The organism is Pantoea sp. Tr-811, from assembly GCF_011752535.1.
Classification (GTDB): Bacteria; Pseudomonadota; Gammaproteobacteria; order Pseudomonadales; family Pseudomonadaceae; genus Aquipseudomonas.
Map to the genome: position 1 here is coordinate 172,204 of NZ_VWXJ01000005.1, position 20,528 is coordinate 192,731.

At 64.4% G+C, this 20,528-nt stretch carries 19 protein-coding genes; 6 read left to right on the forward strand and 13 right to left on the reverse strand.

Going from position 1 to position 20,528, the window contains the following annotated elements; genetic code table 11:
* Positions 1-8: 8 nt before the first annotated feature.
* Positions 9-290: a hypothetical protein gene (locus tag F3J44_RS09750; protein ID WP_167069630.1), complete on the reverse strand. Its 282-nt coding sequence runs from the start codon at positions 288-290 to the stop codon at positions 9-11.
* A gap of 58 nt (positions 291-348) precedes the next feature.
* Entirely contained in the window at positions 349-954 is a 606-nt protein-coding gene (locus tag F3J44_RS09755; RefSeq protein ID WP_167271980.1) for an arylesterase, read from the reverse strand.
* 10 nt (positions 955-964) lie between these two features.
* On the opposite strand from F3J44_RS09755, the gene F3J44_RS09760 reads away from it, so the two are divergent.
* Together F3J44_RS09760 and F3J44_RS09765 are read left to right on the forward strand one after the other, a co-directional pair.
* Positions 965-1,648 carry an ABC transporter ATP-binding protein gene (locus F3J44_RS09760; RefSeq protein ID WP_167069626.1) on the forward strand — a complete coding sequence of 228 codons (684 nt, stop codon included), beginning with the start codon at positions 965-967 and terminating at the stop codon, positions 1,646-1,648.
* Positions 1,648-4,155, forward strand: coding sequence for an ABC transporter permease (locus F3J44_RS09765; RefSeq protein WP_167271982.1), 2,508 nt, complete (start codon positions 1,648-1,650; stop codon positions 4,153-4,155). Before F3J44_RS09760 ends, F3J44_RS09765 begins: the two co-directional genes overlap by 1 nt.
* 352 nt (positions 4,156-4,507) lie before the next feature.
* Here F3J44_RS09765 and greB read toward each other — a convergent pair whose 3' ends face one another.
* The 4 genes from greB to F3J44_RS09785 form a co-directional block, all read right to left on the reverse strand.
* Positions 4,508-4,981 (reverse strand): transcription elongation factor GreB, encoded by a 474-nt coding sequence (gene greB / locus F3J44_RS09770; protein ID WP_167271984.1) that lies wholly within the window; start codon positions 4,979-4,981, stop codon positions 4,508-4,510.
* Between the two features lie 11 nt (positions 4,982-4,992).
* Positions 4,993-5,301, reverse strand: a complete 309-nt coding sequence (locus F3J44_RS09775; RefSeq protein WP_167069620.1) for a hypothetical protein — start codon at positions 5,299-5,301, stop codon at positions 4,993-4,995.
* Between the two features lie 231 nt (positions 5,302-5,532).
* Positions 5,533-5,967, reverse strand: coding sequence for a DoxX family protein (locus F3J44_RS09780; RefSeq protein WP_167069618.1), 435 nt, complete (start codon positions 5,965-5,967; stop codon positions 5,533-5,535).
* A 113-nt stretch (positions 5,968-6,080) separates the two neighbouring features.
* Positions 6,081-7,487 (reverse strand): transglycosylase SLT domain-containing protein, encoded by a 1,407-nt coding sequence (locus F3J44_RS09785; protein ID WP_167271986.1) that lies wholly within the window; start codon positions 7,485-7,487, stop codon positions 6,081-6,083.
* Between the two features lie 163 nt (positions 7,488-7,650).
* Between F3J44_RS09785 and F3J44_RS09790 the strand changes: the two genes are divergently transcribed.
* The 3 genes from F3J44_RS09790 to F3J44_RS09800 all read left to right on the forward strand — a co-directional run bounded on the left by F3J44_RS09790 (position 7,651) and on the right by F3J44_RS09800 (position 10,453).
* Positions 7,651-8,442 carry a TatD family hydrolase gene (locus F3J44_RS09790; protein WP_205299817.1) on the forward strand — a complete coding sequence of 264 codons (792 nt, stop codon included), beginning with the start codon at positions 7,651-7,653 and terminating at the stop codon, positions 8,440-8,442.
* Positions 8,443-8,530: 88 nt separating this feature from the next.
* Positions 8,531-10,009, forward strand: a complete 1,479-nt coding sequence (locus tag F3J44_RS09795) for a methyl-accepting chemotaxis protein (RefSeq protein WP_167271990.1) — start codon at positions 8,531-8,533, stop codon at positions 10,007-10,009.
* A 75-nt stretch (positions 10,010-10,084) separates the two neighbouring features.
* Positions 10,085-10,453: an Mpo1-like protein gene (locus tag F3J44_RS09800; protein ID WP_167271992.1), complete on the forward strand. Its 369-nt coding sequence runs from the start codon at positions 10,085-10,087 to the stop codon at positions 10,451-10,453.
* Positions 10,454-10,595: 142 nt separating this feature from the next.
* Here the strand turns inward: F3J44_RS09800 and F3J44_RS09805 are convergent, their stop codons facing one another.
* The 3 genes from F3J44_RS09805 to F3J44_RS09815 all read right to left on the reverse strand — a co-directional run bounded on the left by F3J44_RS09805 (position 10,596) and on the right by F3J44_RS09815 (position 12,543).
* Complete coding sequence (locus F3J44_RS09805; RefSeq protein WP_167271994.1) at positions 10,596-11,393, reverse strand: acyl-CoA thioesterase II; 798 nt, start codon at positions 11,391-11,393, stop codon at positions 10,596-10,598.
* Positions 11,394-11,470: 77 nt separating this feature from the next.
* A complete protein-coding gene (locus F3J44_RS09810) occupies positions 11,471-12,250 on the reverse strand; it encodes a CHAD domain-containing protein (RefSeq protein WP_167069606.1) in 780 nt (259 codons plus the stop codon).
* A 14-nt stretch (positions 12,251-12,264) separates the two neighbouring features.
* Positions 12,265-12,543, reverse strand: coding sequence for a hypothetical protein (locus F3J44_RS09815; RefSeq protein ID WP_167069604.1), 279 nt, complete (start codon positions 12,541-12,543; stop codon positions 12,265-12,267).
* A gap of 176 nt (positions 12,544-12,719) precedes the next feature.
* Here F3J44_RS09815 and F3J44_RS09820 point away from each other — a divergent pair, with 176 nt between their 5' ends.
* The gene (locus F3J44_RS09820) at positions 12,720-13,760 is read left to right on the forward strand and encodes a patatin-like phospholipase family protein (RefSeq protein ID WP_167271996.1); all 1,041 of its coding nucleotides are present in this window, start codon (positions 12,720-12,722) and stop codon (positions 13,758-13,760) included.
* Between the two features lie 382 nt (positions 13,761-14,142).
* Here the strand turns inward: F3J44_RS09820 and F3J44_RS09825 are convergent, their stop codons facing one another.
* From F3J44_RS09825 to clpX, 4 genes are all read right to left on the reverse strand, one after another.
* Positions 14,143-16,014 (reverse strand): SurA N-terminal domain-containing protein, encoded by a 1,872-nt coding sequence (locus tag F3J44_RS09825; RefSeq protein ID WP_167271999.1) that lies wholly within the window; start codon positions 16,012-16,014, stop codon positions 14,143-14,145.
* Positions 16,015-16,195: 181 nt separating this feature from the next.
* Positions 16,196-16,468, reverse strand: coding sequence for an HU family DNA-binding protein (locus F3J44_RS09830; RefSeq protein WP_167069598.1), 273 nt, complete (start codon positions 16,466-16,468; stop codon positions 16,196-16,198).
* A 152-nt stretch (positions 16,469-16,620) separates the two neighbouring features.
* Complete coding sequence (gene lon / locus F3J44_RS09835) at positions 16,621-19,017, reverse strand: endopeptidase La (protein WP_167272001.1); 2,397 nt, start codon at positions 19,015-19,017, stop codon at positions 16,621-16,623.
* 164 nt (positions 19,018-19,181) lie between these two features.
* Entirely contained in the window at positions 19,182-20,465 is a 1,284-nt protein-coding gene (clpX, locus tag F3J44_RS09840; protein WP_167069594.1) for an ATP-dependent Clp protease ATP-binding subunit ClpX, read from the reverse strand.
* Positions 20,466-20,528: the final 63 nt, after the last annotated feature.

The window sequence follows — 20,528 nt, forward strand, 5'->3', positions numbered from 1 at the left end:
CAGGCGCGTTACAGCTCCGGCCAGACCGGCCGCATGCCGCGACGCTGGGCATCGAGAATCGCCCGGCACAGGTCGCACAGGCGCTCGTCGCGGTAGATGGCACGCGCAACCCCCGACCAGCGCGGCTGCGCCGGCAACAAGCCGCCACACAGGGTACGGTCGACCGGCACGCCCAATTCGAGCTGACGGGCGACCAGGTGAACGCGAATTTCCTGGCAGGCGAACAGGTCGAGCTGTTCATCGGGCTCGATCAATTGGTAGGCATGCAAGGACCAGGCAGGGCGCGGCATCGGGGGCACTCGAAACGGGGGGCGCAACCTTAGCCGAAAGCTGCCCCCGTTTAAAGCGTCACAGCAAGGGTTTTATCGCCGGCCAGGCATTTTCCAACAAGCGCTGCTGGGCACCTTGGGCTGGGTGGATGCCATCGGCCTGCATCAGCGCTGGCACACCACCTACCCCCTCAAGGAAAAACGGCACCAACGGCACCTGTTTTTCCGCTGCCAGTTGTTCATACACCTGGGCAAAGGCAGTGGTGTAGCGCACCCCATAGTTGGGCGGCAGGCGCATGCCCAGCAGCAGCACCTTGGCACCGGCGCCGCGCGCACTCTCGATCATCGACGCAAGATTTTGTTGCAATTGCGCGGGGGGCTGGCCGCGCAGCCCATCGTTGCCGCCCAGCTCCAACACCACCAGGCTCGGCTTGTGCGCTGCAAGCAGCGCCGGCAGCCGGGCCTGGCCACCTGCACTGGTGTCACCACTGATCGAGGCATTGACGACCTGATCGTCGAAACCTTCGTCCTTGAGCCGGGTCTGCAACAGTGACACCCAGCCCTGACGGCTATCCAGGCCAAAACCGGCGCTGATACTATCGCCAACAACCAGCAACGTTCCCGCCGCCGCGCTCTGGGCCAGGCAATACAGGGCCAGGCCGGCACTCAACCACCACACTCGCATCGGATTCTCCATGGGCCCCAGCATTCTCGTTGCGCAGAACCTTAGCAAAGTGGTCCCCAGCGCGGAAGGTGACCTGACCATCCTGCACGCCCTTTCCCTCGACCTGGCCCAGGGCGACAGCCTGGCCATCGTCGGCGCCTCGGGCTCGGGCAAGTCGACCCTGCTCGGCCTGCTTGCCGGCCTCGACCGGCCCAGCGCCGGCCAGGTGATCCTGGCCGGGCACGACCTCGGCCCGCTGGACGAGGACCAACGGGCGCGGGTGCGCGCCGAGCATGTGGGTTTCGTGTTCCAGTCATTCCAGCTGCTCGACAGCCTCAATGCCCTGGAAAACGTGATGCTGCCGCTGGAGCTCGATGGCCGCCGCGACGCCCGTGAGCAGGCCCGCACCCTGCTGGAGCGCGTGGGCCTGGGCAAGCGCCTGGCGCATACGCCGCGCCAGTTGTCCGGCGGCGAGCAGCAGCGGGTGGCCATTGCCCGCGCCTTTGCCGCACAACCGGCGGTGCTGTTCGCCGACGAACCCACCGGCAACCTCGACAGCCACACCGGCGAGCGCATCAGCGACCTGTTGTTCGAGCTGAACAAGGAGCGCGGCACCACCCTGGTGCTGGTCACCCATGACGAACGCCTGGCCCGGCGCTGCCGCCGGCACATCCGCCTGGACGCAGGGCGCCTGGTGGCGCCGGTGGAGGCCTGATGACCCACATGCCGCTGTCCCGCCTGTGCGGCCTGGCGCTGCGCCAGCTGCTGCGCGACATCCGCGCCAGCGAAGTGCGCGTGCTGTTCTTCGCGCTGCTGGTGGCGGTTGCCGCCAGCACCGCCATCGGCTACTTCGGCGCCCGCCTCAATGGCGCCATGCAGCTGCGCGCCAGCGAATTCCTGGGGGCCGACCTGGTACTGCAAGGTAGCGCGCCCGCCCGCGACGAGCAGGTCAGTGCGGGCCTGGCCCTGGGCTTGCGCCATGCCCAGGTGGTGGAATTCACCAGCGTGGTAGGCGGTGACAGCGGCATCCAGCTGTCGAGCATCAAGGCCGCCGACAGCGCCTACCCATTGCGCGGCCAGGTGCGCAGCGCCCCTGCCCCGTATGGGCAGGAAGCGCCCGGCGGTGGCCCGGCGCCGGGCGAAGCCTGGGTCGAGCCCCGCCTGCTGGCCGCCCTTGGCCTGAAGGTTGGCGACAACATCGACGTCGGCATGAAAACCCTGCGCATGAGCCGCGTACTGACCTACGAGCCCGACCGCGCCAACAACTTCTACAGCCTGACCCCCCGGGTGATGATGAACCTGGCCGACCTGCCCGCCACCGGTGTCATCCAGCCCGGCAGCCGGGTCAGCTACCGCGACCTGTGGCGTGGCGATGCCCAGCCGCTTACCCGCTACCGCCAGGGCCTGGAGGGCAAGCTTGCGGCCAACCAGCGCCTGCTCGACACCCGCGACGGCAACCGGCAGATCGGCGGTGCCCTGGGCAAGGCCGAGCGTTACCTGAACATGGCCAGCCTGGTGGCCGTACTGCTGGCCGGGGTGGCGGTGGCCCTGTCGGCCAGCCGTTACGCCGCGCGCCGCCTGGATGCCAGTGCCCTGCTGCGCTGCCTGGGCCTGTCACGGCACCAGGCACTGGGCCTGTACTGCCTGCAGCTGGCCATGCTCGGCGTGGTCGCCGCCGTGGCGGGCGCCCTGCTTGGCTGGTTGGCGCAACTGGGCCTGTTCCGCCTGCTGCAAGGGTTACTGCCCAGCGAAGTACCCGCCGGCGGCCTGCTCCCCGCGCTGGCCGGAATGGCCACCGGGCTGGTCGCCCTGGCCGGTTTCGCCTTGCCGCCGCTGGCCGCCTTGGGCCAGGTGCCGCCGCTGCGGGTACTGCGCCGCGACCTGCTGCCGGTGCCGCCGAGCAGTTGGCTGGTGTATGGCGCCGCCCTGTTTGCCCTAGGCCTGATCATGTGGCGCCTGAGCCTGGACCTGCTGCTGACGTTCGCCCTGCTCGGCGGCGGCCTGGTGGCTGCGCTAGTGCTCGGTGGCCTGCTGCTGCTTGGCCTGCAGAGCCTGCGCAAGGCGCTGGCCGGTGCGCCGCTCACCTGGCGCCTGGGCCTCGGCCAACTGCTGCGCCATCCCACCGCCGCCGCCGGGCAAGCCCTGGCGTTCGGCCTGATCCTGCTGGCCATGGCCCTGGTCGCCTTGCTGCGCGCAGAACTGCTCGACACCTGGCAGGCGCAGTTGCCCAAGGACGCGCCCAACCACTTCGCCCTGAACATCCTGCCCGATGACCGCGAACCCTTCGCCCAGCACCTGCGCGAGGTGAATGCCAGTTCGGCGCCGCTGTATCCCGTTACACCCGGCCGGCTGACGCAGATCAACGGCGAACCCGTGCAGCAGTTGGTGAGCAAGGATTCGGCAGGCGAGCGTGCGGTGCAGCGCGACCTCAGCCTGACCTGGGCCGCCGACCTGCCCGAGGGCAACCGCATCACTGCCGGCAGCTGGTGGCAGGCACTGCCGGGGGCCGAGGACATTCCCGGCGTTTCGGTGGAGGCGCAACTGGCCGACAGCCTGAAACTGCAACTGGGCGACCTGCTGACCTTCGACATCGGTGGCGAGCAGCGCCAGGCCAAGGTCAGCAGCCTGCGCAGCGTGCACTGGGACAGCTTCCAGCCGAATTTCTACATGATCTTCCAGCCCGGCACCCTGCAGGGGTTGCCGACCACCTACCTGACCAGTTTCTACCTGGCGCCGGGCCATGACCTTGATGTGGTGGCGCTGTCCAGGGCGTTCCCGGCCGTGACCATCCTGCAGGTGGATGCCCTGCTCGACCAACTGCGCAGCATCCTCGCCCAGGTCACCCTGGCGGTGGAGTACGTGCTGCTGTTCGTGTTGGCAGCGGGGCTTGCGGTGTTGTTTGCCGGCTTGCAGGCAACGCTGGATGAACGCATTCGCCAAGGCGCCCTGTTGCGCGCCTTGGGCGCGGCGCGGCCCTTGCTGGTGCGGGCGCGGCGGATCGAGTTCGGCTTGCTGGGAGCTGCCAGTGGCGCGTTGGCGGCACTGGGCTGCGAGCTGATTACCCTGGTGTTGTACCGCTATGGCTTCGACCTGCAGTGGAGCCCGCACCCGTGGTTGCTGGTATTGCCGCTGGTGGGTGCGCTGCTGGTGGGCGGGGCTGGGGTGCTGGGCACCCGGCGAGCGTTGAATGCCAGCCCGTTGGCGGTGTTGCGCGAAAGTTGAGGGTTTGCGCCGACCTGGTAGGCGCGAGCGTAGCTCGCGATGGGGCGCGCAGCGGCCCAGGCTTTCAGCTTCGCGGCTCATCACGCCGGGGCTGCTTTACAGCCCATCGCGAGCTGCGCTCGCTCCTACCGGGCTCACCGTCAACGGTGGGAACGCGATTTCCTGTGGGCATAGTGTCGCCAAGAGGCCCGGAGTTGAGGTTACCGACATAGGCCGCGCCGACCTGGTAGGAGCGAGCGTAGCTCGCGATGGGGCGCGCAGCGGCCCCAGGTATTCAGCTCACCGTCAACGGCGGGAACGCAATTTCCTGTAGGCCTAGTATCGCGAAGAGGCCGGCACTGGCAACACACACTCACTGGCCATAATGAATGCTGTTCACGTACCAGGTCGCTTCCCCGGTCGGTGTGCGCACCAGCACCTCGTCGCCCTCTTCTTTCTTGAGCAAGGCCCGCGCCATGGGCGAGTCGATCGAGATGTAGTCGTTACGCCCGTAGATCTCGTCATACCCGACGATGCGAAACTTCAACGTCTCGCCCTCGTCATTCTCGATCTCGACCCAGGCCCCGAAAAACACCTTGCCTTCCTGCTGCGGCGAATAGGCCACCACCTTCACGTCCTCAAGGCGCTTGCGCAGGTAGCGGACCCGGCGGTCGATCTCGCGCAGCAACTTCTTGTTGTACTGGTAGTCGGCGTTCTCACTGCGGTCGCCCAGCGACGCGGCCCAGGTGACCTTCTGGGTAATTTCCGGGCGGTACACCCGCCACAGGTGGTCCAGCTCCTTCTTCAGGGCTTCGTGGCCTTCCTGGGTGATGATGTTGGTGCTCAACGGCGCGCTCCTCAGCGTCGGGTAATCAGGCCCTGGCGTGCGATGCGGGTCAGCTGGCCAATCACTCGCGCCGCATCTTCCCGCGCGGGCGCCTGGATGACGGCCAGGTCGAAACGGTCATTGGCGTAGGGTTCAAGGTGGCAGCCGGCTTCGGCGAACTGGATCAGAAAGGCGCGGGCCTGGCCCTTGCGGCGCGACAAGCCTTCAAGATGGCGCAGGAGCGTGGGCTGATGCTGGCCACCGAGCAGGATGCGCGGTGTGCGGGAGGCCTGGCTGGCAGGCAATGGGCTCAAGCAGACACTGGTACGTGGGCAACTCATGGAGGTTTTCTCCGCCTCGCGAATCCCGCTGGGCAGCGGTGGGAGGCGTCACCGAACCAGCGCTTTAGCGGTATTTCGGAGGGCACACGATCGGAGCCTTCCCGCGCCCCGCAAGTAGCTGTTTAAATCGGCGCAGGCGGTATGCTAGAGCGACACGCCGCAAGCTGCAAGCCCCAAGCTGAAAGTGATCGGCTTGAGGCTTGCAGTTTGCGACGTGCAGCGTGTTGCTGCTCAGCGAGCGATCAAGCGGTCGAGGGAGAAGCGCCCGGCGCCTTCGATCATCACCGCGACGGTGCCCGCCAGCAGGGCCAGGGCGAACTCATAGCCATTGTTGGACATGAACAGGCCGTTATGGATGTGCACCGAGAAGATCGCCACCACCAGCGTCACGCTCAATGCCAGGGCCGCCGGGCGGGCCAGCAGGCCGATCACCAGGGCCAGGCCGCCGAAGAACTCGGCGCTGCCGGACAACAGCGCCATCAGGTAGCCCGGTGCCAGGCCGATGCTTTCCATCCACTGGCCGGTGCCTTCCAGGCCGTAGCCGCCGAACAGGCCAAAGAGCTTCTGGGCACCGTGGGCCATGAAGATCACGCCCACCAGGATACGGATCACGCTGAGGCCGCTGCCGGCGCGGGTGGAAAGGATGTTGGAGATTGCGTTGTTCATGGGGAAGCGTCCTTGAAGCTGAGAAGTTGTGTTGGGATGGGCGTCATCATAATCAATCTGATAGATATGAAAATCGCAAAAAACCCAACATAACAATCGACAAAATCGATTTGTCAGCGTTTGGCCACACGCTCCAGTGCCGTGCGTTCACGGTTGAACGCCAAAAAGTACTTGTTGACGCTGTTGACGAAATTGACCGGCCCCATGCCGACCTGCTCCATGGCCACCCGCTCGGTCTGGAAGAACCACTGGTTGCCGTTGAGGCCGCGCTTGCGAGCCTCGGCGCGCATGGCCTGCACTCGCTCCGGGCCAAGGTTGTAGGCGGCCAGCACGAACGCCATGCGTTCACGCTCGTTGATCTGCGGGCTGGAGAAGAACTTGCGGCGAATCAGCGCCAAGTAACGTGCGCTGGCCTGGACATTGCCCTCGACCGTGGCGGTGTTGCTCACCCCAACCCGCTGCGCCGCCGACGGGGTGATCTGCATCAGGCCGTGGGCGCCGCCACTGCCGCGCGCTGCAGGGTCCAGGGTGGACTCCTTGAACGCCAGCGCCGCCAGGTTGAGCCAGTCGATCTGCTGCGCCGCGCCATGCTTTTGCAGCACCGGGCGCAGCGAACTCAGGCGCTGGCGGTCCTTGTGCGCCAATGGGTTGTGCACGCGGTACTGGCGCCGGTAGATACGCTCGAAGGCGGCATCCTGGTTCTCCGGGGCCCGGTAGCCCTGCAGGAAACGGTCGACCGTGGCCAGCAGCATCGTCGCATCACGCCGCACATACCAGCGCATGGCCTGCGGCTGGCCCAGTTGCAGGCGGGTGTCCAGGCGCAGCTTGGGCATCACCCGGGCCCAGCGCTGGGCAATCGGCCGCTCCACCACGGTCAGTGGGTAGATGCCGGCCTGCACCATCTCCAGCACATCCTCCACCGCCAGGGTGGCATCGACCCACTCGATCTTGATGGGCGGGCGCTTGCGCAAGGCCAGTTGCTGGTTGATCTGTTGGATCACCGCGCCCGCAGCACTGGCGCTGGTCAAGGCGATGGTGCGCCCAGACAGCTGCTCGACCCGGGTATAGCTGCGCCCGCCCTTTTGCCCCACCAGCAGCAACGGCACGTGGTCCAGCACCGGCGCGCTGCTGCTGACCGCACCCACCACGGCCGGGTCGAGCAATTCGCCGGGCGCGGCCAGGTCGCCTTCCCCACGCTGCAGGGCACCAAGCAACTGTTCCTTGGCCCGTGGAATGATCTTCAGGCGGATCTGCTGGCCGTCACCGGCGCGGGCGTTGAGGTAGTGTTCGAGGCCACGCAGGCGGTAGTACTCGATGCCCACCGGCTCCCCCTTGATCTCCCCGGAGCTGTTGCGGCTCTGGTTGACCAGCACCCGCAGCACCTTGTTGCTGCGGATCTGCTCCAGGTCACGGGCCTTGCTCGCCGGCATGGCCTGTTGCGGCCCTGGCAGGCGTGCAAAGGCCGGACCGACGGTCATCAGCCCAAGCATCAGCAGCAGGGTCGCCAGGTATCGCAGCATGCGGATTCGTGTCCGTGGTCGGTGGGCGGCAGCCATGGTGGGACGTGCATTTTCTCGAAAAGACCGTAAATGACCTCGGCAACCGGCTGAAGTTCTTGGTTTTTCCGATTATCACGCTTTTTGCTATGCTGGCCGCCCCGCGGCACGAGGTAGCACCATGCAACTGATCGATATCGGCGTCAACCTGACCAACAGCAGTTTTCACGACCAACAGGCGGCCATCGTCGAGCGCGCCATCGAGGCTGGCGTGACGCAGATGGTGCTCACCGGCACCAGCCTTGCGGTCAGTGAACAGGCCCTTGAGTTATGCCAACAACTCGACGGCGACGGCCAGCACCTGTTCACCACCGCCGGGGTGCACCCCCACGATGCCACGTCCTGGGATGGCAATAGCGAGCGGCAATTGCGCCAGCTGCTGGCTGAAACCCGGGTACGCGCCGTGGGCGAATGCGGCCTGGACTTCAACCGCGACTTCTCCCCTCGCCCACTGCAGGAAAAAGCCCTGGAAGCGCAATTGGCCCTGGCCGCCGAACTGCGCCTGCCGGTGTTCCTGCACGAACGCGACGCCAGCCAGCGGCTGCTGGCCATCCTCAAGGAATACCGCGACCACCTGCCCGCCGCCGTAGTGCACTGCTTCACGGGCGAGCGCAAGGCGCTGTTCGCCTACCTGGACATGGACCTGCACATCGGCATCACCGGCTGGATCTGCGACGAGCGCCGCGGCACGCACCTGCACCCGCTGGTGGGCAACATCGCCGAAGGCCGGCTGATGCTGGAAAGCGATGCCCCCTACCTGCTGCCACGCAGCCTGCGGCCAAAACCGAAAAATGGTCGCAACGAGCCGGCGTTTCTCGGTGAAGTGCTGCGCGAAGTGGCCCTGCACCGTGGTGAAAGCCTGGAGCATTGCGCCGCCCATACCACCGCCACGGCAAAGGCCTTCTTCCAGTTAACTTGACCCATGTCATGACGGCTTCTCAAAGCAGCGGGCACAATGATGGCACCTTGCCAATACTGTTTCCGCTCAACTCAGAGAAGACCTACCCATGGGTGCCTGGCTTAGCAATATTTCCCTCAAGTACAAATTCTGGGCCGTCAATGCGGTGGCCTTCGTCACCACCCTGCTGCTGGTGCTGTATGCCGTGCACCTGGAGCAACGCGCCCGCATCGAAGCCGCCCAGGCCCAGGCGCGAGCCCAGGCCGAGCTGCTGGCGGCCTGGCCCGCCGGGCAAGCCCTGCCGCGCCAGGCCAACGTGATTGCCTGGCAACCCGGCCAGACGCCGACCTTTGCCGGCGAGCGCCTGGATGCACTGGGCAACGCCCAGGGCTGGGTCGAACTGCCCGCCAGCACCCTGCTCGGCGACAACCCGTTGCACGGTGCCCAGGTGCTGCGCCACGGCGACCAGCAGGTGGCGGTACTGGCCCAGGCCCCGAGCCTGCGCCAAGTGTTCCTCGAACGCTTCGGCAACTATGCGGTGTGCGTGCTGATCCTGATGCTGGCCATGCTCGGCGCCTCGCAACTGCTGATCCGCTTCCTGCTCAGCCAGCTCAATACCCTCAAGGATGTGATGCTGCACGTGGAGAAAACCGGCGACCTGTCGGCCCGCGTGCCCCTGGCCTGCGGCGACGAAGTCGGCCAGATGGCCGGCGCCTTCAACGCCATGCAGACCACCTACCACCGCGTGGTCAGCACGGTCGCCCACACCGCCGCGCAGCTCGACTCGGGCGCCGCGCGCCTGGCAGCCAGCATGAACGACGTGCGCCACGGCATGCTCGGCCAGCAAAGCGAAACCGACCAGGCCGCCACGGCCATCAACGAGATGACCGCCACGGTGCACCATATCGCCCAGCACGCCGGCGCCACCCGCGACCTGTCGCAGACAGCCGACACCCTGGCCGGCAGCGGCCAGCACGTGGTCAGCCGCGTGCAGGACTCGATCGCCGGGCTGTCCAGCGGCGTGCAGCAAACCGCCGAAATGATTCGCCAGCTGGCCGAGGACAGCCAGAAGATCAACGGTGTGGTGGGGGTCATCCACAGCATCGCCGAGCAAACCAACCTGCTGGCCCTCAACGCCGCCATCGAGGCGGCCCGTGCCGGCGACCTGGGCCGTGGCTTCGCCGTGGTGGCCGACGAGGTGCGTAACCTGGCCAAGCGCGTGCAAACCTCCACGGATGAAATCACCCACATGGTCGCCGACCTGCAGGCCGGCACCCGCGATGCCGTGGAGTTCATGCAGGAGAGCTCGTACAAGGCCGACGATTGTGTCAAGCAGGCCCAGGAAGCGGGCGCCGCCCTGGCCGAGATCACCGATGCGGTGGCGCAGATGCGCGAGAGCAACACCCAGATCGCCGTGGCCGCCGAGCAGCAAAGCCAGGTGGCCGAGGAAATGAACCGCGCAGTGGTGAGCATCCGCGACGTCACCGAAGACACCGTGCAGCAAACCGTCGGCTCGGCCACCACCAGCAGCGAGCTGGCGACCTTGGCCGGCGAGCTGAACAAGGTGATAGGCCAGCTGAAGCTATAGTCACCATAGCCAGCCTCGATTGGCCCCATCCCCGGGGCCGCACTAAGCTTTGGGCATGACCGCGAGGAATTGCCCATGAGCAAACGTCTGCCCAACCTGCACGCCTGGCAATGGCGTGGCTACCATCACAACCATCGTCACCCGACCAACCTGGTGCTGCACCTGATTGCCGTGCCGCTGTTCATCCTCGGCGCGCTGTTGGTGTTGTCGGGCCTGTTCGGCCTGGACCTGGGGCAGTTCGCGGTGGGCGTCATTGCCCTGATCGCCGGGCTCGGCCTGCAGCGCCATGGGCACCGCCTGGAGGCTGAACAGCCGGAACCGTTCGCCAACCGCAAGGATGCCGTGCAGCGGCTTTTGACCGAACAGTTCATCACCTTTCCGCGCTTCTTGTTGAGCGGGTCGTGGTGGAAGGCCTGGCGGGAACGGCACAGGCATCGTCACTGAACGCTGGAGATGCTTAGGCGGAAAAATCACCACTGGCTGATTTAAAAATCCCTGTAGGAGCGGGCTTGACCCGCGAAGCAGGCAGCGCAGTGCATGGCACCGGCTTCGCCGGTGTTCGCGGGGCAAGCCCGCTCCTACACAGCTAGGCAAACACCGTCACAGTCTGCCGGCTCAGCGCCAGCAATTCCCCCTCCGCCGTCCACAGCGAAGCCGCAGCATGGCCATAGCCATCACGGGCATGCTCGGTTTCCACGCAATACCGGCACCAGTCCACCGTCGTCAGCGGCGCCACCGGCTGGATGAACTCGATGGTCCAGGTCAGGGTACTGCCTGCAGCGGGCTGTTTGAGAAACGGCATCAGGCTCGGCGGCCAGGCATCGACCAAGGCCAGCAGGTGCGCCTCGTTGACCTGCACCTGGGCCACATCCCGCAAGCGCACCCAACCGCCCATCCGGCGCGATGCATTGCCACTGAACGGCAACCCGCCCACCGCCCAGCGCAACGCCACATGGCGCATGAATTCGGGGGTGACGCCGGGAATATGAGGCAACTCAGGGGCGGCGTCTTCAAGCGCCTTCATTTCCATGGCCGGCAAGGCTGGCACCTGCACCACCGAAGGCCGGCCCGCCCCGAAGTTGCCCTGCACCAGGGTCACCACCTGGCCATCCTGCACGGCACGCCCGAGCAGCGTGCTCACCGCCTTGCCCTCGCGCAGCACCTCGACCTCGAAGCGGGTCGGCACATCGGCGGCGGCCGGGGCGACGAAGCTGATGGCCAGGGAGCGCACCGGGCGGTCGTCAGTGAGTTTGAGGCGCATGGCCTCCAAGACCATGGCAGCCATCAGGCCACCAAAGGCCGCACGCCCCTGGGCCCAATCTGGCGGAATGCTGACTGCCTCGGGGTGGGCCCGCACGGCGTCGAGCAGTTGATCGAAATTCATGGGCCAGCTCCTGCGGGCAGCGATGGGTGTTTGCCCATACTAGCCAGCAAAGCAACATCGATCAGCCCGCATATCGGTCATTTGCCGGGCTGGCGATGCGCCAGCGCCGCCTGTAACGCCTCCAACGTGGCGTCGGACTGGCGCTCAGCCTCATGCAGCTCCTGCTCCCAGTCGACCTTGCAGGGCGCAAGGTCGGCATGATCGCGTGCCTGCAGCAGCCATTGCAGGCGGTCGTGCCAATGGCCCAGGTCAGCCTGGGCCGCCTTCAGCAGGCGCCGCAACGGCTTGCCGGCATGGTCGAGCTGCGGGTACTCCTCGTCGCCATAGCGCGCCCGCTTGATCAGCAGGCGCAAGCGGTGGCGGTCATGCGCGGGGTCCTTGAGGGCTTCACCCAGCTTGGCCCACTGCTTGACCAGGCGCTTGTCGATGCGTTTCTCCAGCGACCTGGCCAACCCTTCGCGATCTGCCGCACGCAGAAACAACGGAAAGGCATCGACGATCGCCAGCACCCGGGTCAGTTGCGGGCTGGCAGCTACACTGGCGAAGGTGCCCGCACGCCCCTGCAGGCGACGCTGCCCGGCCTCTGCCTGGCCACGAGCAAGCAACTCCGCCGCCAGCACCTCGCGGTCGCGCAGCGGCGTGGTCAGGGTGCCCAGCGACTGGGCGGCATGCTCCAGTTGCTCCACCCCCGGCAAGCCACGCAAAGGCCGCAACAGGCTGCGCAAACGCCGCAGGCTGATGCGCAGGTCATGCAGCGCCTCACTGTCGGTATCGGCCGCCAAACGTTCGCGACAGGCCAACAGGCGCACCTGCAGGGTCAGCAACTGGGCAACCACATGATCGAGCATGGCAGACATAGGGTGCCCTCTGGTCAACGGCCTGCGCGGGATTCACGAATGTAGAAACGGGCCTTCTCAGACTTGCGGGTGCAACCCTCGTAGCCTTCGAACTGCTGCTGGGTCTTGGCCCCGGTCAGCAGCGACAGCGCCTTGGAATAGCTGACGGTGCCGGCGAAGCCTTCGGCCTTGGCCAGGTCCAGCTCCTTCCAGGCAGCGTCCAGCTGAGAGGCGCAGCTGTCACGGTAGGCCGTCTTGCCCGCGCAGCCAGCCAGCGCCAGGGCAATCAGAGGAAGGCAGATCCAGGCTTTCATGGGTGTTACCTCAAAAGAGTGAAGAGTGGCTGTTCGACGCATTGGCGAAGCAAAAGTGCCGCGCCTGAAAAGCTTTGCGCAGATGCTCTCAGCTTAGTTCAGCGCGGTCTACATTGAAGCACAGGCGGCCATGGGTGCATTGTAGGAAGAGGGTTACATCAGCCGGGGGAACATTCATGAGCAAACGCGTGGCACTGGTGTTGGGATCGGGGGGCGCGCGCGGCTATGCCCACATCGGCGTGATCGAGGAAATCGAGCGGCGCGGGTATGACATAGCCTGCGTGGCGGGCTGCTCGATGGGGGCGGTGATTGGCGGGATCTACGCCGCGGGTAAGCTCGCCGACTACCGCAACTGGATCGAGAGCCTGGACTACCTGGACGTGTTGCGCCTGGTCGATGTGAGCTTTCGCCTCGGCGCCATTCGCGGCGACAAGGTGTTCGGGCAAATTCGCAAGATCGTTGGCGACATGAACATCGAGCAACTGCGTATCCCCTACACGGCGGTGGCAACGGACCTGACCAACCAACAGGAAATCTGGTTCCAGGAAGGCTGCCTGCACCAGGCCATGCGTGCCTCAGCGGCCATTCCCAGCCTGTTCACCCCGGTGATGCAGAGCAACAGGATGCTGGTCGACGGCGGTATTCTCAACCCGTTGCCGATCGTGCCGGTGGTGTCGAGCCACTGCGACCTGATTATCGCGGTCAACCTCAACGCCACCAACCAGAAGCAATACCAGTTGCCGGTGATCGAGCGCCCGGCAGCCTTCAAGATGCGCTTCGATGCCCTGCTCAGCTCGCTGGGCTCGCGCCTGCCGTTTCGCCGCAAGCCCGCCGAGGAGCTGGTGCGTATCGAACAGGAAATCGTCGCCGAGGCCCTGGCGCCGCCCAACCCGTGGCTGGCCGACGCGGCCAGCCCCGAGAGCCAGCAACCGGCTGCAGCGCCGGAACGTGAAGGGGCACCGAAGTCGGCCACCGGCTCGTTCATCATCGACAACGTGGGGCCGGCGTCGCTGCTGGACCTGATCAACCAGAGCTTCGAGGTGATGCAGACGTCGTTGGCGCAGTACAAGATCGCCGGGTATCCGCCGGATGTGCTGATCAACGTGCCGAAGCGGGTGTGCCGGTTCTTCGAGTTCTACAAGGCGCCGGAGTTGATCGCCTTGGGGCGGGAAATTGCGCGGGATACGCTGGACAACTATGAGGGCGTGAAGCGCTAGCCTGGGTGGGCCTATTCGCGGGCAAGCCCGCCCTCATGGAACAAAACATAACTATCTGATTTAACCGACAATCCTGTAGGAGCGAGCGCAGCTCGCGATGGGCTGCAAAGCAGCCCCAGCACTATGAGCCGCGAGGCTGAAACCCTGGGGCCGCTGCGCGCGCCATCGCGAGCTGCGCTCGCTCCTACCGGGGGCGGCGCTGGCCTGGAGATGGGCGCTTGATCGGCAGCCCAGGGTTGTGGTGTAGGTCAAGCGCCGGTGTTCGCGTGTCGCATTTTCGGGCACCCTGCGCGACAGCGCAGCCCGCGAGGGCTGGGTTATCTCCTGCAACACAAATGAAACAGGCCGCACGAGGCGGCCTGTTTTGTCATGCACCCATCACTCAGTAGCGGGTGATGTCGGCACTGCCTTCGAGCTGCTTGCGGTACGCCGCAAAGTCCTGCTGGCCGGCACGCGAGGCGAGGTAGCGGCGGATCTGCTGCTTCTCTTCGTCGCTGGCCGCGGCACCTTCGTTCACGCCCTTGAGCTGCAGCACAACCAGGCTGCCATCGGCCAGGACCACGCTGCCGTATACCGGCTTGTCCTTGGCTTGCGGCTTGGCCAGGCGGAACAGCGCCTGCAGTTCGGCCGGGTCGATACCGTCCTGGCCACGGGTAGCCGCTTCGTGCGCCTGCCAGGTTTGCCCGTCGTGGGCACCGGCGGCGGCAATCGAACCGTCACGCAGGCCAGCGATCAGCTTGTCCGCCTTGGCCTTGAGTTCGGCTGTCGCCTTCTCCTTGGCCAGGTGTTCGCTGATGTTCTTGGCCACGGTTTCCAGCGGCATCTGCTCAGGCTTGCGGTGTTCCTTGACGCGCAGCACCACGGTGGTTTCCGGGTCCAGCTCGATGGCGGTGCTGTTGGCACCTTCATCCAGCACTTCCTCGGAGAACGCCGCCTGGATCACGCCGCGGTTGGCGGTGATGCCCTCGCCGCCTTCACGGCCGAACGGCTTGGAGGTCTGTACCTTGAGGTTCAGGTCCTGGGCCGGTTGGGCCAGGTCGGAAGCCTCGTAGGCAGCGTCCTGCAGCTGTTTGGCGGCGTCGACGTAACGCTGCTCGACCAACGGGGTCTTCAGGTCACGGGTCAGCTTGTCTTTCAGGCTGGCGAAGCTCGGCACTTCCGGCGCCTGCTTGCCCAACAGCTTGATCAGGTGGTAGCCGAACTCGGTACGCACCGGTGCCGACACCTGGCCATCGTTGAGCTTGTACAGGGCGCTTTCGAAGGCCGGGTCGTACACGCCCGGGCCTGCGAAGCCGAGGTCGCCGCCATTGCTGGCCGAACCTGGGTCCTGGGAGAACTCCTTGGCCAGCTTGGCGAAGTCTTCGCCCTTGGCCAGGCGTTGCTCGATCTCTTCGGCACGGGCCTTGGCCTGGGCGTCGGTGACCTTGTCGTTGACCTCGATGAGGATGTGCGCGGCGCGGCGCTGCTCGGCGAGGTTGGCGATGTCTTTCTCGTACTGCGCCTTGAGCTCGTCGTCGGTGACCTTGACCTGGTCGAAGAACGCCGATTTCTTCAGCTCGATGTAGTCGATCACCACCTGGTCAGGGGTCATGAACTCCTTGGCGTGCTGGTCGTAGTGAGCCTTCACCTCATCATCGCTGATCTTGACCGCGGCCGGGTTGGCCTTGAAGGTCAGGGAAGCGAAGTCGCGGGTCTGGTTCTCCAGGCGTGCGAAGGCGTCCACCTGCTTGTCAGTGACGAAGCTGCTGCCGGCAATGCCGGTGCGCAGTTGGCCGATCAGCATTTCCTCGGCGAGCATGTCGCGGAACTGCATCCGGCCATAGCCCATCTGGCGAATGACCTGGTCGAAACGGTCAGCGCTGAACTTGCCATCCACCTGGAATTCCGGGGTTTGCAGGATCACTTGATCCAGCGCAGCCTCGGAGAAGGCGAACTTGGCGTCCTGGGCACCTTCAAGCAGCAGCTTGCGATCGATAAGGCCCTTGAGGGCAGCATCGCGCAGCAGCTTTTCGTCCAGCAGCGCCGGGTCGAAGTCCTTGCCCAGCTGTTGCATGAGCTGGCGGCGCTGCATGTCGGCGGCCTGGCCCAGCTCGTTCTGGCTGATGGTCTGGCCGTTCACCTTGGCCGCGTCCTGGCTATGGGTGGCAGCTTTGAAAATGGCATCGAAGCCGGTCAACGCCATCAACACGACGATAAGGCCGATGATGGTCTTGGCAATCCAACCTTGTGAATTGTCCCTGATATTTTGCAGCATGCGTCCCCCAGAAACGGTTGTACCACTGCGTCGACAACCGCGGAGCGTGGGTAGAATCCTGATAAAAGAAAGGCGCATCCGAGGATGCGCCTTTGCTTAGCAAACGTGTCAGGCGGGAACGTTTGCGCCCCGCCGTCACCGTGCTCGGACCAGGCCTGGCCGGGTCCGGCTGAAAGACGACTTAGTTGACGGCGTCTTTCAGGCCTTTGCCTGCCTTGAAACCTGGAACCTTGGCAGCAGCGATCTTGATCGCCTTGCCGGTTTGCGGGTTACGGCCAGTGCGCTCGGCGCGGTCTTTGACCGAGAAGGTGCCAAAGCCAACCAGAACGACGTCGTCGCCTGCTTTCAGGGCGCCAGTTACGGAGTCGATCACAGCGTCCAGAGCTTTGCCGGCGGCAGCCTTGGAAATGTCAGCCGATACAGCGATAGCGTCAATCAGTTCCGACTTGTTCACTCTAAGTCCCCTTATATCTCTATTGAGTTTGTTTCTAAGTATGTAATGAAAAGCTTATGAAACGTGCGCTGGGTGGCCTGTTGACAATCGCGTGCCGCTTTATAGCAAGGCCCCGAAAAAACTGTCAAGGAAAGCCCCCCAACCAAAAACTACTAATGCGTGCTGATTCTTTCCTTAGCATCGCCGTCGCGCTTTTCATCTTTCGCGACAATCTCAGGAGCCACATCTGGCAAGGGCTCCGGGGCGTATTGCAGCGCAATTTGCAGGACTTCGTCAATCCATTTGACCGGTTTGATCTGCAGATCCTGTTTAATATTTTCCGGAATTTCCTTCAGATCGCGAACATTCTCCTCCGGAATGATCACGGTCTTGATCCCGCCACGGTGTGCCGCCAGCAGTTTTTCCTTCAGCCCACCAATGGCCAATACCTGGCCACGCAGGGTGATTTCGCCGGTCATGGCCACATCGGCACGTACCGGAATCTGCGTCAGCGCCGACACCAGCGCGGTGCACATGCCAATACCGGCACTCGGGCCGTCCTTGGGCGTAGCGCCTTCGGGCATGTGGATGTGCACGTCGTGCTTCTCGTGGAAGTCGGCAGCAATGCCCAGGCTGCGGGCGCGGCTGCGTACCACGGTTTGCGCGGCGGTGATCGACTCGACCATGACATCGCCCAGGGAGCCCGTCTTGATCAGCTGGCCCTTGCCGGGGATGACAACCGACTCGATGGTCAGCAGTTCGCCGCCCACCTGGGTCCAGGCAAGGCCGGTGACCTGGCCGATCTGGTCCTGCTGCTCGGCCAGGCCATAACGGAACTTGCGCACGCCGAGCAGGTGCTCGAGCTGTTCGCCAGTGACCTTGACCTTGACCTGCTTGTGCCCGGTATGTTCCTTGACCACCTTGCGGCACACCTTGGCGATCTGCCGCTCCAGGCCACGCACGCCGGCTTCACGGGTGTAGTAACGGATGATGTCGCGAATCGCCGAGACGTCGATCTCCAGCTCTTCCTTCTTCAAACCGTTGGCCTTGACCTGCTTGGGCGTCAGGTACTTGACCGCGATGTTGATCTTCTCGTCCTCGGTGTAGCCCGGCAGGCGGATGACTTCCATGCGGTCGAGCAGCGCCGGCGGAATGTTCATCGAGTTCGAGGTGCACAGGAACATCACGTCCGAGAGGTCGTAGTCAACCTCCAGGTAGTGGTCGTTGAAGTTGTGGTTCTGCTCGGGGTCGAGCACTTCCAGCAGCGCCGACGCCGGGTCGCCGCGCATGTCGCTGCCCATTTTGTCGATTTCATCGAGCAGGAACAGCGGGTTGCGAACGCCCACCTTGGTCATTTTCTGGATCAGGCGGCCAGGCATGGAACCGATGTAGGTCCGGCGGTGGCCACGAATCTCGGCCTCGTCACGCACGCCGCCCAGGGCCATACGCACGAACTTGCGGTTGGTGGCGGCAGCGATCGACTCGGCCAGCGAGGTTTTACCCACACCAGGCGGGCCAACCAGGCATAGCACCGGGCCGCGGATCTTCTTCACCCGCTTCTGCACGGCGAGGTATTCAAGGATGCGTTCCTTGACCTCTTCCAGGCCGTAGTGGTCGGCATCGAGGATTTCCTCGGCCTTGGCCAGGTCCAGGCGCACCTTGCTCTGGGCCTTCCACGGCACCTGCACGAGCCAGTCGAGGTACGAGCGAACCACGGTGGCCTCGGCCGACATCGGCGACATCTGCTTGAGCTTGTTCAGCTCGGCCTGGGCCTTGGCCAGGGCATCTTTGGGCAGGCCAGCGGCTTCGATGCGCTTTTTCAGCTCTTCGACTTCGTTGTGGCCTTCGTCGCCATCGCCGAGCTCCTTCTGAATGGCCTTCATCTGCTCATTCAGGTAGTACTCGCGCTGGCTGCGCTCCATCTGTTTCTTGACCCGGCCACGGATACGCTTCTCGACCTGCAGCAGGTCGATTTCCGCATCCAGCAGCGCCAGCACGTGTTCGACGCGGGCGGTGAGGTCGACGATCTCGAGGATTTCCTGCTTCTGCTCGATCTTCAGCGCCATGTGCGCGGCCATGGTATCGACCAGGCGACCGGGCTCTTCGATGCTGTTGAGCGACGACAGCACTTCGGCCGGGACTTTCTTGCCCAGCTGCACGTACTGCTCGAACTGCGACAGCAGCGTGCGCACGAAGACTTCCGACTCGCGCTCGGCGCTGTCGGTTTCGTCGATCAGGGAAACTTCGGCACGGATGTGCCCTGCAACTTCGGTGAAACGCTCCACAGCGCCCCGCTGCTCGCCCTCGACCAGCACCTTGACGGTGCCATCAGGCAGCTTCAGCAGTTGCAGCACGGTGGCGACGGTGCCCACGCGATACAGGGCGTCTTCGCCTGGATCATCGTCGGCGGGGTTCTTCTGGGCCAGCAGAAGGATCTGCTTCTCGCCCGTCATCGCAGCCTCAAGGGCCTCGATGGACTTTTCACGCCCCACGAACAGCGGGATGACCATGTGCGGATAAACGACGACATCGCGCAATGGCAAAAGAGGCAAGTCGAGGGTGGTCTTCATGATTTCGCCTCTACAGCGGCCTTATGGCCGGAAACCGGTGGAAATGTTGCCTGGACCTAATGTGGGGGCACGCTTGGCAAATTACAAGCGCTTGTGCAGGAAAAGCAGAAAGGGGCCCGTAGGCCCCTTACTGACTTGCTGCCATTGCCCGGCAACCGCCTGGATCAGGCGTCGGGTGCGGCTTTGGCGTGCGGCTCGCTGTTTTCGTAGATCATCAGCGGCTGCGAGGTGCCCTCGATAACGCTCTCGTCGATCACCACCTTGCTGACATCCTTCTGCGAAGGAATCTCGTACATGGTGTCGAGCAGCACGCCTTCAAGGATCGAACGCAGGCCACGGGCGCCGGTTTTGCGCTCCAGGGCCTTGCGTGCAACGGCCTTGAGGGCGTCGCTGCGGAACTCAAGGTCCACGCTTTCCATTTCGAACAGCTTGGCGTACTGCTTGGTCAAGGCGTTCTTCGGCTCGGTGAGGATCTGCATCAGTGCAGCCTCGTCCAGCTCGTCGAGGGTTGCCAGAACCGGCAGACGGCCAACGAACTCGGGGATCAGGCCAAATTTCACCAGATCGTCCGGCTCCACTTCGCGCAGCGATTCACCGACCTTCTTGCCCTCTTCCTTGCTGCGTACTTCGGCGCCAAAGCCGATGCCACCTTTGGTGGAGCGGTTCTGGATGACCTTTTCCAGGCCGGAGAAGGCGCCACCGCAAATGAACAGAATGTTGCGGGTATCGACCTGCAGGAATTCCTGTTGCGGGTGCTTGCGGCCACCTTGCGGCGGAACCGAAGCCACGGTGCCTTCGATCAGCTTCAACAGCGCCTGCTGCACGCCTTCACCCGAAACGTCGCGGGTGATGGACGGGTTGTCCGACTTGCGCGAAATCTTGTCGATTTCGTCGATGTAGACAATGCCCATCTGGGCCTTTTCCACGTCGTAGTCGCACTTCTGCAGCAGTTTCTGAATGATGTTCTCGACGTCCTCACCCACGTAACCGGCTTCGGTCAGGGTGGTGGCGTCAGCAATGGTGAACGGTACGTTCAGCAGGCGTGCCAGGGTTTCGGCGAGCAGGGTCTTGCCCGAGCCGGTTGGCCCGATCAGCAGGATGTTGCTCTTGCCGAGTTCAACCTCGTCGCCCTTCTTGTCACGCTGGTTCAGGCGCTTGTAGTGGTTGTACACCGCTACCGCCAGGACCTTCTTAGCGCGCTCCTGACCAATGACGTACTGGTCCAGGATGCCGCTGATTTCTTTCGGCGAAGGCAATTTGTGCGCGCTGCTCTCGGCCTGGGCTTCCTGCACCTCCTCACGGATGATGTCGTTGCACAGGTCGACGCACTCGTCGCAGATAAATACCGAGGGCCCGGCAATCAGTTTGCGCACTTCGTGCTGGCTTTTGCCGCAGAAGGAGCAATAAAGCAATTTGCCGCTGTCCTCGCCGTTACGGGTGTCAGTCATTCGATCGATCCAATCCGGTAGGCTTGCAACACAAGATGAAGGCAATTGCGGGCTTTTTCAAGT